Origin of the sequence: Agarivorans sp. TSD2052, from assembly GCF_023238625.1 — a bacterium.
Taxonomy (GTDB): domain Bacteria; phylum Pseudomonadota; class Gammaproteobacteria; order Enterobacterales; family Celerinatantimonadaceae; genus Agarivorans.
Genome location: NZ_CP096670.1, coordinates 1,212,148 through 1,225,641 on the forward strand (window position 1 = coordinate 1,212,148; position 13,494 = coordinate 1,225,641).

11 protein-coding genes are annotated in these 13,494 nt (G+C 44.8%); 8 read left to right on the forward strand and 3 right to left on the reverse strand.

Going from position 1 to position 13,494, the window contains the following annotated elements; all coding sequences use genetic code 11:
- Nucleotides 1–75: 75 nt before the first annotated feature.
- Nucleotides 76–1,305 carry a sodium/glutamate symporter gene (gltS, locus tag M0C34_RS05450; RefSeq protein WP_248714643.1) on the reverse strand — a complete coding sequence of 410 codons (1,230 nt, stop codon included), beginning with the start codon at nt 1,303–1,305 and terminating at the stop codon, nt 76–78.
- A gap of 413 nt (nt 1,306–1,718) precedes the next feature.
- On the opposite strand from gltS, the gene M0C34_RS05455 reads away from it, so the two are divergent.
- The 3 genes from M0C34_RS05455 to M0C34_RS05465 are packed head-to-tail and all read left to right on the forward strand — an operon-like array spanning nt 1,719 to nt 6,156.
- Nucleotides 1,719–2,750, forward strand: coding sequence for an efflux RND transporter periplasmic adaptor subunit (locus M0C34_RS05455; protein WP_248714644.1), 1,032 nt, complete (start codon nt 1,719–1,721; stop codon nt 2,748–2,750).
- Nucleotides 2,750–5,863, forward strand: coding sequence for an efflux RND transporter permease subunit (locus M0C34_RS05460; RefSeq protein ID WP_248714645.1), 3,114 nt, complete (start codon nt 2,750–2,752; stop codon nt 5,861–5,863). Before M0C34_RS05455 ends, M0C34_RS05460 begins: the two co-directional genes overlap by 1 nt.
- An 8-nt stretch (nt 5,864–5,871) precedes the next feature.
- Complete coding sequence (locus tag M0C34_RS05465; protein WP_248714646.1) at nt 5,872–6,156, forward strand: Fis family transcriptional regulator; 285 nt, start codon at nt 5,872–5,874, stop codon at nt 6,154–6,156.
- Between the two features lie 33 nt (nt 6,157–6,189).
- On the opposite strand, the gene M0C34_RS05470 is transcribed toward M0C34_RS05465, so the two are convergent.
- Together M0C34_RS05470 and M0C34_RS05475 are read right to left on the reverse strand one after the other, a co-directional pair.
- Nucleotides 6,190–6,492, reverse strand: coding sequence for an RNA recognition motif domain-containing protein (locus tag M0C34_RS05470; protein ID WP_248714647.1), 303 nt, complete (start codon nt 6,490–6,492; stop codon nt 6,190–6,192).
- Nucleotides 6,493–6,586: 94 nt separating this feature from the next.
- Complete coding sequence (locus M0C34_RS05475) at nt 6,587–7,234, reverse strand: 3'-5' exonuclease (RefSeq protein WP_371923129.1); 648 nt, start codon at nt 7,232–7,234, stop codon at nt 6,587–6,589.
- Between the two features lie 294 nt (nt 7,235–7,528).
- Here M0C34_RS05475 and M0C34_RS05480 point away from each other — a divergent pair, with 294 nt between their 5' ends.
- The 5 genes from M0C34_RS05480 (at nt 7,529) to M0C34_RS05500 (ending at nt 13,473) form a co-directional block, all read left to right on the forward strand.
- A complete protein-coding gene (locus M0C34_RS05480) occupies nt 7,529–8,728 on the forward strand; it encodes a YjgN family protein (protein ID WP_248714649.1) in 1,200 nt (399 codons plus the stop codon).
- Between the two features lie 5 nt (nt 8,729–8,733).
- On the forward strand, nt 8,734–9,747 hold the full coding sequence (locus M0C34_RS05485; RefSeq protein WP_248714650.1) for a M48 family metallopeptidase: 1,014 nt from the start codon (nt 8,734–8,736) through the stop codon (nt 9,745–9,747).
- Between the two features lie 270 nt (nt 9,748–10,017).
- Nucleotides 10,018–10,533 carry a hypothetical protein gene (locus M0C34_RS05490; RefSeq protein ID WP_248714651.1) on the forward strand — a complete coding sequence of 172 codons (516 nt, stop codon included), beginning with the start codon at nt 10,018–10,020 and terminating at the stop codon, nt 10,531–10,533.
- Between the two features lie 96 nt (nt 10,534–10,629).
- Entirely contained in the window at nt 10,630–11,997 is a 1,368-nt protein-coding gene (locus M0C34_RS05495; RefSeq protein ID WP_248714652.1) for a GGDEF domain-containing protein, read from the forward strand.
- A gap of 12 nt (nt 11,998–12,009) precedes the next feature.
- A complete protein-coding gene (locus tag M0C34_RS05500) occupies nt 12,010–13,473 on the forward strand; it encodes a nucleoside hydrolase (protein ID WP_248714653.1) in 1,464 nt (487 codons plus the stop codon).
- Nucleotides 13,474–13,494: the final 21 nt, after the last annotated feature.

Below are 13,494 nucleotides of genomic sequence, written 5' to 3' on the forward strand. Positions count from 1 at the left end.
TACCTGTAAATAGTAATAAAAAACATACGCTTATTTATTTAAGGGAATGCTCTTAAGGCATTCCCTCTGGTCTGACTAGAAGTTAGCGAGGAAGAACGGTATTAATAGCGCATTCACTAAATCGATGAAGAAGGCACACACTAAAGGCACAATAATAAAAGCCAAATGAGAGTTACCATAACGCTGTGAAACCGCCGACATATTTGCCATAGCTGTAGGTGTTGAGCCTAAAGATATGCCACCAAAACCGGAACAAATCACCGCGGCATCATAGTTTCTGCCCATGGCTGGGAATACCACAAATATGTTGACCAAAATGGCAATAATAAACTGTGCTGCAAGAATCGCTACAATTGGCCCAGCTAAATCAATTAAGGTCCATAACTGCATACTCATTAACGACATGGCTAAAAAGGTACCCAATGAAATGTCGGCTATGAGTGCCACCGCGGGTTTACGTGATGGCCATTTGGTACCGGTTAAACGTGGCAAGCTTTTCGGTACCAAGTTGGTGATAACAATACCGGCGAATAAACAGGTAACAAACAGCGGAAGCTGTAGGCCTGCCTGCGCAATCGCTTCATTTAGAACAAAGCCAAGAATAATACAAACATGGATCGCCAAAATCGCATCTAGAAAATCAAAACCCTTGATGCTGCTGTCTTTGCCTTTCTCCGCAACACCTATATCGAGCGGCTCCTCTTTTTTAGGGCTTAGCTTGTGGCGATTAACCAGAAATTGAGCAATGGGACCACCCATTAAACTGGCTAGAATTAGGCCAAAAGTGGCGCTGGCTATGCCTATTTCCATGGCGTTACTAATGCCAAATTCTTCGGCTATTCTTGGTGCCCAGGCAATGGCTGTTCCATGACCGCCAATCAGCGAGACGCTTCCGCCAAGCATGCCTACCGCCGATTCTAAGCCAAATATTTTTGCAACGGTAATACCGGTTAGGTTTTGCAATATCATGTAGGCAATGGTTATACCCAGTAAAATGACTAAAGGCATGCCGCCTTTTAGTAAATCTTTTAAACTTGAGTTAATGCCAATGGTGGTGAAGAAGTACACCAGCAAAATATCTCTCGCGACTAGGGTGAACTCTATTTCTATAGATGTAAGCGCATAAATTAGGCCGATCATTACTGAAAATAAAATGCCGCCGGTTACCGGTTCAGGGATACTAAATTCACGAAGGAAGCCTACCGCCTGATTAATCCGTCGCCCAATGAACAAAACCAAAATGCCAATAGTGGCGGTGAAAAAGGAGTCGAATAGTAAAACCCCATCGTTCAATTCAATACCCATTTAATACCTTATATATCAATATCTGTATGTAATTTCAGTAAGTTGTTGCTTCACTCACTAAGTAAAATCCGTTTACTTAGGCTGCTAAAAAGCAAAAAAGTTGCAATTAATCAACGATAAAAACGTTTATTAGTGTAGGTATATCATGGTTGAGAGTAAACCACAGATTCATACAGTGATATTGCTTGCAATGTCGCTTATGAGCTAGCGCTTTATCTAAAATAACCTCGCGCACTTGTGGCGGGTAGAATGCTTACAGTGGGTAATGTTGATGTTTAATTTTGTAAATTGTTATCGTTGCGGGTTTTAATGTTGTCAACTTCGTATTTATAAGTGTTTTTACTAACAAATGATAGACCTATTAGCTTGGCTTGCGTTAGAGTCTGCACTCTGTTTGTAGAGGTAAATAAATAATGGCACGCATCATTGTAGTTATGGTTGCGCTAATTACTGTTGTTACATGGATGTTTTACAGTAACAAGGCTACTCAGTCAGCGGTTACGCCCAATAAACCTGTCACAGTAGAGGTGGTAGCGTTAGCAGAGGGGCAACTGCGTGAACATGTTCATCTATTGGGCAATGTCTTTTCTGCTCACTCGGTGAACATTAAGGCTGAGGTGGATGGGCGAATCGAATCTATAGCGGTTAAGTCTAGCCAAAAGGTCGTAACTGGTCAGCTGTTGGTGCAACTTGACGACCGCCATCAACGCGCAGTTTTACAGCGGGAACAAGCCCGCCTTGATGACATATTGCGCCAACATCAAAATTTACTGCAGCTGTTGCCTAAAGGCGCGACGACTCAAGCCGAAGTTGACCGCTACCAGTCAGAAGTCGCGATGCAGCAAGCCGAGCTAGCCCTCGCCGAGGCAGCCTTACAGGACCGAGCCATTCGAGCGCCATTCAGCGGTAATCTAGGTTTGGTAGATTTAAGTCCCGGCCAACTGCTGGATAACGATAAAACGCTTACGACCTTAGATAATGCCGATACCTTGCGTTTAAATGTTCCGGTGGCGGCACGTTACTTGGGGCGAATTAAAGTTGGCCAGCAAGCTTCAGTGCATCAAGTCGGTGTAGATTCGCGGGTCTTTGAGGCAAGGGTGTCCAGTATTGATAGCCGAGTGCGGGGCGAAAGCTTGAATGTTTACATTCAATTGTCGATTGATAATCAACAAGCGGGGATCGCACCAGGCACTTTGGTGACCGGTGAGTTAGCCTTAAACGCACCACCGCGTTTACTCATCCCCCTACAAGCTATCGCTTATGACGGAGACCGTCGCTTTGCTTATCGCCTTAACCAGCAACAGGTAGAGAAAGTTGAACTAAAACTAGGGCTGCGTGGTGACAATGTAGTAGAAGTGCTCAGCGGCTTAAACGCTGGTGATAAAGTGGTACACAAAGGGTTGGTAAAGCTGCACGATGGTATCGAGGTTGAAGTACTAAACTGATGAAAATTTCTGACCTGTCGATGTATCGCCCGGTAGCGGCGATAGTGCTTAGCTTGCTATTGATGCTATTTGGTATTGTTGGTTATAGCCAGTTGGCCGTGCGCGAAATGCCTGATATAGAAAGCCCTGTAGTGTCTATTGGCACGCCTTATCGCGGCAGTGCGTCCTCTATCGTTGAATCACAAATCACAAAACCGATAGAAGATGAACTGAGCGGAATTGACGGTATTGACTATATTTGGTCCTCGTCTTGGGATGGGTGGTCTGGGATTACAATCACCTTCAAGCAAGGTTCAGACATGTTAGCGGCGGTGAGTGATGTGCGTGATGCGGTGAGCCGCGCTCGTAATCGTTTACCTGATGACGTCGATGAACCAGTAGTTCGCAAAAATGACAGTGAAGAAGCGCCATTTATGTGGCTAAATCTTACTGCGACCTTGCAAGATCGCGTTGAGTTGAGCGACTTTGCAGAACGTATTCTGATTGAGCGATTAAGCCTGCTACCTGGTGTCAGTGCCGTTAATACCTCAGGCTTGGTAGAACGGGTGATGTATGTGGAATTAGATCCCATCGCAATGGCGGGGCGCGGCTTAACCACTAACGATGTGATAGCCGCTCTTAACCGAGAAAACCTTCAATTGCCTGCAGGTTATGTCAGAAATGACAGTTTAAACATTGTAGTTCGCATGGAGCGCATGTATCAGCAAGCTGACGACTTTGCCGAGTTACAAATAGCCAATTTGAGTGGCGATAGCATCAGCTTGTCAGATATCGCGGATATTTACATTGGTGCTAAAAAAGATACCACCACTTTTAAAAGCAATGGGGTAGACAGCATGGGCTTGGGCATTGTAGCCATGTCTAAAGCCAACCCTTTAGACGTCGCCGACACAGTGCATAAAGAACTACAGCAATTACAGCGGTTCTTGCCTGAAGGTGCCGAATTAACGGTAGATTACGACAGTACTATCTTTATCCGCCAAGCCATTAGCGAAGTCTATTCTACGCTAGTGATTTGTGCACTGTTGGTGGTTGCTGTTTTGTACTTGTTTTTGGGGCGTTTAAGCGCCACCATTATCCCCGCTGTTACGGTACCTGTATCTTTGGTTGCCGCATTCGCTGTGGCTTACTTATTGGGTTATAGCATCAATCTAGTCACCTTAATGGCCTTAATTTTGGCTATTGGGTTGGTGGTCGACGATTCCATTGTGGTGGTTGAGAATATTATTCGTCACCGCGCTGCTGGCGAGCCACCTTTAGTCGCCGCGTTTCGTGGCGCAAAAGAACTCAATTTTGCAGTAATTGCCACCACCGTAGTATTGGTGATGGTGTTTTTACCTTTGGTATTTATGCAGGGTAAGATAGGTGACTTGTTTACCGAGTTTGCTGTATTACTGTCAGCGGCGGTGATTTTTTCATCCTTAGTGGCCTTAACGCTTGCGCCAGTGATGGCCGGTAAGCTGTTTGAAAAAGATCCCAATAAAGCCACTTGGCTGAGTCGCTCAGTTGGCCGCGCAATGGCGGCGCTGCAACTGCGTTATGCTGATTTATTAGCGAATATCATCCATTATCGGTTTAGTGCGGTAACGGTGGTTGTAATGTGTATGGGTCTATTGGTTTGGGCTTATCAGCAACAGCAGCCGGCGTTTGCTCCGAAAGAAGACCGTGGCGTAGTGAACGTATACGTGGGAGGAGTTGAGGCGACCAGTTATCAGCGCATGTTAGACAGTATGGCGCAGATTGAGCAGCGCTTATTGCCGATGATGAGTGAAAATGGCCCCATCGCAACACTCAACTATTCTGCTCCTGCTTTTGGCTCTTGGGCGGATCACCAAGGCTTCTTTATTGTTCGCTTGAAGGATTGGGGTGAACGTTCAGAGAATGCCTCTGAAGTGGTCGAAATGATTCGCTCTGCTGCCCATGATGTGCCAGATGTAAAAGTTTATCCTTATCAGCCTAGTTTTGGTGGTGGTATGGGAGAGCCCGTGCAATTCGTGTTGCAAGGTGATGATTATAAGCAGCTTTATGAATATGCCCAAATACTAGAACAACAAGCCAAAGATAGTGGTTTAATGCACGGGGTACAGTTAGATTATAACCCCACCACCCCCGAAATTCTGCTGCAAGTGAAGCGTTTGGCTGCCCGAGAATTGGGCATTAGTATTGAAGATATCGCCAGTACTTTAGAAGTGTTATTGGGGGGCAGGGCGCAAACGCGTTTTGAAGAGTTTGGCGAAGAGTACGATGTATACCTTAAAGCCGATGAGAGCCAGTTTCAGTCACCCAGTGACTTAAGTAAAGTGTATTTACGTAGTGACAGCGGTGCCTTGGTATCTTTAGATTCATTGGTCGAAGCTACCGATGTGGCTTCGGCACGTGGCTTATTCCATTACCAGCGTAAAAAGTCGATTAACCTTAAAGCCAATTTAGCTGACAAGGTGAGCTTGGGCGAAGCGCTAACCTTTTTAAACCAAGCTTCTAGCGAAATCCTACCCAGTGGTTATACCGTTGATTATGCGGGAGAGTCTAAGCAATTCTATGATAACCAACGGGAAATTTGGCTGCTGTTTGCTATGGCACTATTGGTGTGTTACTTGGTGTTAGCAGCCCAGTTTGAGAGCTTTATAAGCCCCGCCATTGTGATGTTAACGGTGCCCTTGGGGCTATTAGGTGGTTTACTTGGCTTATTAATTACCGGAGAAAGCTTTAATATCTACAGCCAATTAGGGCTATTAATGATGATTGGTATGGCGACTAAAAATGGGATCCTGATTGTTGAGTTTGCCAACCAGCTTCGCGACCAAGGTTTAGCGGTAAAAGAAGCGATTATTAAGGCTTCGACAAATCGTTTACGGCCAATCATTATGACCGCTATGACCACATTACTGGGGGCGGTACCTATGTTGCTGGCCACCGGCGCAGGGGCTGAAACTCGTTTCGCGATCGGTATTGTTATATTCAGTGGCATGTTGCTCGCCACCTTTGTTACCTTGTTTGTGGTACCGTGTTTGTATCATTTACTCGGTGGGCTCAGTGGTTCACCTGAAGCCCGTGCCGAGCAACTCAATCAGCAATTACATGCTGCTAGCCTTTTACCAGATAGTGAAAAATAATGCGGAAAATGGACAAGAAGCGCGATAAGGACATTGTCACGGCCTTAACTGAAGTATGTGAGGCTGCTAAATTGCACAATGAAGGTTTTTCTTGGATAAGCCACAAAGTAAACTATCAGCGGTTCCCTGATAGTTTACAGGTGCTGTGTGTTTATCATAACCGCGCCACCTTGCTGGCGGCTGAGCAAGTTGGTGAGCCAAAACAACTTATGCTGAAAATAGACCAACAATTAGCGACTAAAGGCATTGTTTTGCGCAATGCCAAGCGACAGATTCAGTTTGATAGCGAGTAAATCAGATACTCGCTTAAAGGTGCGGATTAATCGTTACTCAACTTCAGGCCACACGCTGCCAGTATCGGTATCTGCATCAGGCTGAGGTTCAGCTGGTTTTTCATCGGCTACTTTAACGCGTATTTTGTTGCCTGAGTGTTTAGTGCCATTCAGGGCGTTAATGGCGGCTTGCGCTGCTGCAGAGTCAGCCATTTCCACAAAGCCAAAGCCTTTTGACTTTCCACTTTCTTTATCCATCACCAAATCACAGTTTTGCACTTCTCCGTGGGCTTCAAATAAGGCGGATAACTCGGTTTCGGTAATTGTGCGAGCTAAGTTACGGACTAATAAGTTCATGGGGCACCTGTTGGTTGATGGGCGACTTAAAAAAGGGCGGCGATTGTCCCATAAAGTGTAGTGCTAAGCTACGAAACATTCGCCCTATCTGTGCTTATATTGATTTCGGTCCTCGGCAAGAGGAGCGGGTTAAAAACTGGCTAACGGCATTTTTGCTTTTAACGCTGATTTTCTGCATTAGTGTAAAAGTGGGTTCGTTCAATTGGTACTCTTGATTTAATTCTTCGAGTAAACATAACCAGAGCTTTGCTGTCATCTCGGCATCGGCCAAGGCTCGGTGAAACACCCCATTGTTATCAATGTTCTTATAGGCGACTAAGCTGCCCAATTTATGATTGGGGGCATCTTGGAATAAACGCCTTGATAGCAGCATAGAACAAGCGAACTCCCCAGGGATTTGACGACCTATATGTGCAAATTCGGCCGCTAAAAAACGCTGGTCAAATGAGGCGTTATGCGCCACTAAATTGTGCTTGCCGATAAATTGATAGAAACGCTCCATCACCTCATCACAAGGGGGCGCCGCTTGCAGCATGTGGTTGCTAATGCCGGTGTAGCTTTCGATAAATGAACTCACCCTAAACCCTGGATTCATTAATTCTTGAAAACGCTGAGTGGCTACACCATCTTCAAGCAATACTGCGCCTATTTCAATCGCTCTATCTCCTTGGTTAGGAGATAAGCCGGTGGTCTCAAAGTCGAGAATGACAGCGGTATTGGCAGGGGAAGAAGTATTCAAAATAGCAATTCTTGGGCTGTGTTACTAAAGGCTAATGGTAACCTTGGGTAAGTAAAACGCAATACTTTTCACCTGCACGGTAGGGTGTTTTTGATTGTGTAAGGTTCGAGTAAATAGTTAGTCGCCGATCTTTACGGGCTGAAATGTGATCGAAAACGATATCTTTACAAACAAGTAGCGGTCGCAACCCCGTAGTTTGATTTTTATTAACAAAAATAATATTAAAGTGTTTATTATCCTCGTCTAATTTTAAATATAGTTATATCAATCACTTTATAAATATCAGGGAAGTTAGGCATGGACAGTCAGACAAAAAAGAATAACCCTTTTTACTTTAACGGTAAGGTCGGGGAATATTTTGGTATATGGATCGTTAACGTTCTTCTTACCATTTTAACCTTAGGCATCTACTCTGCATGGGCCAAGGTTCGTAACAAACAATATTTTTATGGCAATACTGAATTAGCCGATGAGAGTTTTGAGTACCTAGCTAAACCTTTACAAATATTAGTGGGTCGGATCATTGCTGTGGTTTTGCTGATCGCTTGGGCTACCTTACCTGCGGTGAGTGAGGCTGCAAGTGTCATTTTAGGTTTAGCCTTTGTAGCTTTGATGCCGGTTCTAGTGGTTAGAAATCTTCGCTTTGATTGCCGTGTTACTCGCTATCGCAATGTGCGTTTTAATTTCTCAGGGAGCTATGGCGGCGCCTATATGGCCTTGTTCGTGCTACCGGTATTGTATGTGCTTGGCTTCATGCTAGTGGTAAGTGCTGTGATATTCGTTAGTTCGTTAATTTCGCCGGTGGTCGCAGGTATTGTTGGTGTGGTTGTGGTGGGTTTAGGCGCAACTTACATGTATGCCTTAATGACCACTCAAATGAGCCGCTACGTATTGAATGGCTATCAGTGGGGTGAATTGCAGTTTATCGCTGAGATTGATGTTAACGCGGTATTTAAGGTGTTTTTGAAAGTGGCGGCGATAGGTTTATTGGCTACGCTGGTATTAATGTTGGCGCTCGCTGGCATCGCTTTTGCTGCCTTTAACGCTGACTTTAGTCAATTAGGTGGTGTGTTGATGCAATTAAGCCAAGGTGGTTTGCAGGATGCGCTCAGTTCTCAGACCGTTATTTTGGGTTTGTTAGCAGCTGTCTATTTAAGTTTCTTTTTGCTGGGTTGGTTTGTAACGGCATATCTGCAAGCTTGCTTAAGAAACTATCAATTTGGTCAAACAGAGCTAGATGGTCAGTTGTATATGAATTCTGAAGTAAAGCCATTGGCCTTTCTTGGGGTGATGCTAAGTAACATGCTGATATGTGTATTTTCTTTAGGTTTAGCCATTCCGCTGGCAAAAATTCGCATGGCTAAGTTCATCGCTGATGCTACCTCGGTAACTGGTGACATTACTCATATTGCTACACAAAACCAGGTGAGTGATACCAAGGCCGCGATTGCTGATGAAGTCGCTGATGCCTTTAGTATTGAGATTGGCGTAATTTAAACCTCATGATTATTAGCGGAAAGGTATTTGTTGCCAATAGTTCTTTAGTGAGCGTGGCACAGCTGCATTGTTCTGACGAAGGGTGGCTTCAACTTCAGCATGAACAAGGCTCTGTGCGCGCCAAGCTCTCCGAACTTGAGTTGTCAATGGCGATTGGTAATCAGCCGCGAGCGGTTAGCTTTAGCAATGGAGATCGCTTTGTTGCCGATCAGCCGCAACGGCTTAATGCGTGGTTGGATAAACACGCTAAGCACTCTTTAGTTAAATATCTAGAGAGAAACCTATTGGTGATTATGTTTGCCGTTGTTTTTAGCTGTGGCGCTTTATACTTAAGCATTGAGCAAGGTTTACCCCGCTTATCACAGTATTTGGCTGCTCATCTACCCGAAGCTATTGCATTGGAGTTAGGTGAGCGCACGCTTGCGCATTTAGAGTCTGTAGGCTTTGAGCCAAGCACTGTTGATCCCATCAAGCAGCAGCAAATCCAGCAACATTTTCAAGCCTTGGTGACTGGAATTGGCACCCTAAGCCCTGAACCACAGTTACTCTTTTACAAACTGGGTGAGGAAGCGAATGCCTTTACGCTCGCCAACGGTAGTATTATTGTCAGCGACCAACTGGTGGGCTTAATGCAACAGCCAGAACAGCTAAACGGTATTTTATTGCACGAACTGGCTCACGTTGCCAACAACGATGTGATGGCAAGTTTGGTGCGCTCTACCATTGTTAGTACTGCTGTTGTGTTGATGGTGGGGGATAGTAGCCTATTGGTTGATGGCTTAATGAGTGGTGCAGTACTTGGTTTAAGCTCTGGCTATTCACGAGAAGCTGAAACTCAGGCTGATTTATTTGCTTGCCAATGGAGCCATAAGTTAGGCTTGCCTCAGCAACAGCTGATGGCGGGTTATCAGGCCCTATTTGCGCATGTAGAATCCGATATTCCTACTTGGATGAGTAGCCACCCTGGTGATGAAGAGCGATTGATGCGGCTTGAAAGTTGCGTTAAATCAAAGCAATAAGGGGATAAACGGCTAAAACTCGCTTTGCTTGCTCCATTTTTCTTCTGTGAACAGCCTAAGGGCCAGCTCGCGGTTTTGAATTAACCTGAAAAATTCTAAAATGCAGATGGCCTCAGTGCCATCTTTTTGCGTTTAGGGTGCTGAAGTATTCGAATTGACCCGCAGTTCAGGTATATGATGTTTATTATATATTGCTGATATACCTTTTATTGGGTAGTTTTAGACTTGGCTAATATCTATAAGCATTACAATTCATGACAAGGACGTACTATGAGTAAGTTGTGGTGTGCGCTTTTCGCACAGTTTTTATTGTTGGTGAGCTTTTGCTGTAACGCGGCATCTATTGCCAGTTATCCTGAAGATTGGCGCTCATGGCCGGTGGCTAATGTGAGTATGGTGCCAGGCAAGGATGTTGTTCTCCCAGAAGAAACCCCTTTATTTATTCAAGAAGCTGTAGCGGCTTATAATTGGATCAATGAGGGTAAAGGAACCAAGTTAACCACTTATGTTCACCCCGATAAAATTGACCAATATGCCACTCACGGGCCCTACAGTGACGGCATTACTGTCGTTGGAGTCTATGAAACACCAGGGGTTGTGTTTGTTACGGAGCACCTTGCCGGAGAACCTATTTACGGTACTTATGATACCAATGGCTTAGACATTAGTTCACAGCACCCTACTTTTGAACCTGAATTTTGCGGGCGCTGCCATACGGCCTACCAAGATATTTGTATCAATGGAACCTGTAGCGTGCCAGTTATCGACTTATTTGAAGATAAATAAGTTAACGTGCCATTTATTGACTTAGTTAATAAGCTCAAAATTGGCCAACTCCTACTAGCATCACATTTGGTGCTGGTTTTGTGGTTGGTATTAACGATGAGCTATAACCGATACCAAAGTGAATGGGATACTCGAATCTCACACGCTGTGTCGAGTGCGTTAAATGTGAGTAATGGCATTATTGATTTAGTTAGTCCCTCAGCCGCAGGGTTAAACTATACCAACATTAAATTACAATCGGCTTTGGATTTGTATGCCGCCAGTGAAGACCTACTATATTTTGAAGTGGATGCTATCTCTGATTTTTCAGCGAAGCAATTTGCTTTTGCCTACGCTAAAGAGCTCGGTCAAGTATGGAAAACCAACATCAGTGATGCTGATATTGCTCAGCAAGAACAACAAATTCACAAGCTTCAGCAGCGGCTTTCAGCCAACGACTCTGACCAAGTTAAATTGGCGTTTCTATTAGGTCGTGCTCAAGAGCGTTTGCTGCGTTTTCACCTAGATCAAAAACATAAACTCGATTTTGAGTTTGTCTATTCATTACCGCAAATAGAGTTAGGTGGGCATTTACTAGATTCAGATAATCAAAGAATGCTATTGCATTTGGCGTTGCGTAACCAAAAAGGCGGCAGCATTTGGTTGTTTTTTGATGCCCAGCACCTTTTTAAGTTGCAACACGATATTCAAATGCAGTTAGTGAGAGAAGCCATGGTGGCAATACTTTTTTCTGTGCTGCTTATTATGTGGGCAAGCTGGTGGATAGTGAAGCCGATTAAGCGTCTCGCTGAGTCAATGAGTGGCGATGTGGCAGATATTAATTTGTCCGGCATGACTGAGCTGACTCGGAAGGATGAATTAGGGGTTTTAGCTCGGCGTTTTGACTTAATGGTTAAGCGAGTGCAAGGGCAAATGGTAGAGCTGGAGCAACGCTCCTCTTTGGATCCTCTGACTAAGCTAGGCTCACGTTTTCTTTTTGAAAAACGTGCACCCAGTTATCTCAAGCAAGCATCCAGAAGCAACAGTTGCGTGGGTTTTTTGATTTGTGACCTCGATAATTTTAAAGCTTATAACGACGGCCTAGGCCACCCAGAGGGCGACAGTGTTTTGCGTAGGGTGGGGCTGAGTATTCAATCTACCATGCGTCGTGCCAGTGATATGGCTTTTCGCTTAGGCGGAGAGGAGTTTGTCATTCTTCTACAAACGCAAAATATTGAAGACATTCAACAAATGGCTATGCAGCTTTGTCAGCAATTGGAAGGCTTAGAAATCATTCACCCCAAGAATCCGCCTTTTGACGTAGTGACTATGTCTATTGGTGTTGCCTTTGTTGACGCTGATGACTTGCCTAGCGTAAGCAGTATTGATCCGCTTTATCAGATGGCTGATGAAGCCTTATATCGAGCAAAATCTGCAGGCCGTAATGCGATAGAAATGAAGCAATGGGTACCAACTAATGAATAGGGAAATTCAACAATGAAAACAGTAAAGCCGCAAACTCGCTTGTGGATTGACAGTGATATCACTTTAGGTAAAAAGAATAGTCCGGTCAGTTACTGTGATGTGGATGATGGCTACGCTATTGCGGCTTTGTTGCGTTCAGTTGAAGTTGATGTGGTCGGTATTAGTTCTACTTTGGGAAATACCAATGATATTGCCATCTCTACTCAAGTGGCGACGGATTTTATTCATCGTTTTGGCCCAAATAGTGTGGTGGTAAGTCGCGGGGCTAGTGCGCCTCTAGGAGAAGGGAGTCAGTCGGTACCGGATGGAGTGAAAGCGATGGCTGCTGCGCTTGAAGAGGGGAATATGAGTATTATTGGTATTGGCGCCGCCACCAATATTGCATTGTTGGTTAAGCATTACCCCCAGCTGTTGAGCAAGATTGATGAACTGGTATTACTGGCTGGTAGGCGCAGTATTGACCAGCACTTTATTTCTGGGCATCATCAGCCAAAGCCTTTCAGAGATCTCAACTTTGAAGCGGATGTTAGCGCCTATAAAGTGCTACTAGATAGTCCATTATCGATAACGTTGGTGCCTTACGAAGCCTGCAATTCGTTTTGGATTAAACAACATGACTTATTAGCGATGCTTAATACCAGTCAAGTAGCCGGCTATTTAGCTAAAAAATCTGAGCCTTGGTTATTAGAGTGGGAGCTGGTGTTTGGCGCCGCTGGCTTTAATCCTTTTGATTTGATCGCTGCAGCTTACGTGATTAACGCGGCTTGGTTTAGCGCTGAGCAATGGGATGTAGAAATAGTATCAGGCCCTAGTGATACTGAAAAAGGACAAGATAAAGACTACCTCATTTGTTCTGAAGCGGTTAATAGCGGTCGTGCTGTTCGCTATTGCACAAGTATTTCTGAGCAAAGTAAACCGCTCCTCTTAGACCGGATTAAAGCGCATGATATGCAGCATTTTGTTTTGGGCATGTCACACATCAACATCATAGTGGATGACATTGCAAAGGCGACTGCGTTTTATCAATCAGCTTTAGGCTTTGAGTTGGCCAGAGACCCTCAGGGTGAGCTAATGGATTATCAACACGTCACCATGAGCAGCTTCGCCCTAGATGCGGGATTAAGTGATGGCAAGGTGGATGTTGATGTACGTTTCTTAAAACACCCTCAAGCAGGGATGTACTTGGAATTAATGCATTATCGTTACCCCAAAGGGGCTCAGCAGTTGCCGGTACAGCCAAAAACCTATGATTTAGGTGGCCCTAGGCATGTGGCTATGGAGGTGAGTAACTGCAATGAAGTCTTTAAATACCTAAAGCAGCAGCCGGGTGTTCGCATGATTAATCCCGCCGATGATTACCACCCAGATAAGCTAGATGGATTCCCGATTACCTTTTTCTATTGGATTGACCCCTACGGCGTGCAGTGGGAAATGGAAGAAGGCCGGCAGGTAGGCTTGTCACGCAGTATCGTATAGAGGCTTTTCAATGAATGCTGA

Bases quoted from the DNA above. Each gene is read 5' to 3' on its own strand.
- gltS (WP_248714643.1), bottom strand. From the start codon at position 1,305: ATGGGTATTGAATTGAACGATGGGGTTTTACTATTCGACTCCTTTTTC.
- M0C34_RS05455 (WP_248714644.1), top strand. From the start codon at position 1,719: ATGGCACGCATCATTGTAGTTATGGTTGCGCTAATTACTGTTGTTACA.
- M0C34_RS05460 (WP_248714645.1), top strand. From the start codon at position 2,750: ATGAAAATTTCTGACCTGTCGATGTATCGCCCGGTAGCGGCGATAGTG.
- M0C34_RS05465 (WP_248714646.1), top strand. From the start codon at position 5,872: ATGGACAAGAAGCGCGATAAGGACATTGTCACGGCCTTAACTGAAGTA.
- M0C34_RS05470 (WP_248714647.1), bottom strand. From the start codon at position 6,492: ATGAACTTATTAGTCCGTAACTTAGCTCGCACAATTACCGAAACCGAG.
- M0C34_RS05480 (WP_248714649.1), top strand. From the start codon at position 7,529: ATGGACAGTCAGACAAAAAAGAATAACCCTTTTTACTTTAACGGTAAG.
- M0C34_RS05485 (WP_248714650.1), top strand. From the start codon at position 8,734: ATGATTATTAGCGGAAAGGTATTTGTTGCCAATAGTTCTTTAGTGAGC.
- M0C34_RS05490 (WP_248714651.1), top strand. From the start codon at position 10,018: ATGAGTAAGTTGTGGTGTGCGCTTTTCGCACAGTTTTTATTGTTGGTG.
- M0C34_RS05495 (WP_248714652.1), top strand. From the start codon at position 10,630: ATGAGCTATAACCGATACCAAAGTGAATGGGATACTCGAATCTCACAC.
- M0C34_RS05500 (WP_248714653.1), top strand. From the start codon at position 12,010: ATGAAAACAGTAAAGCCGCAAACTCGCTTGTGGATTGACAGTGATATC.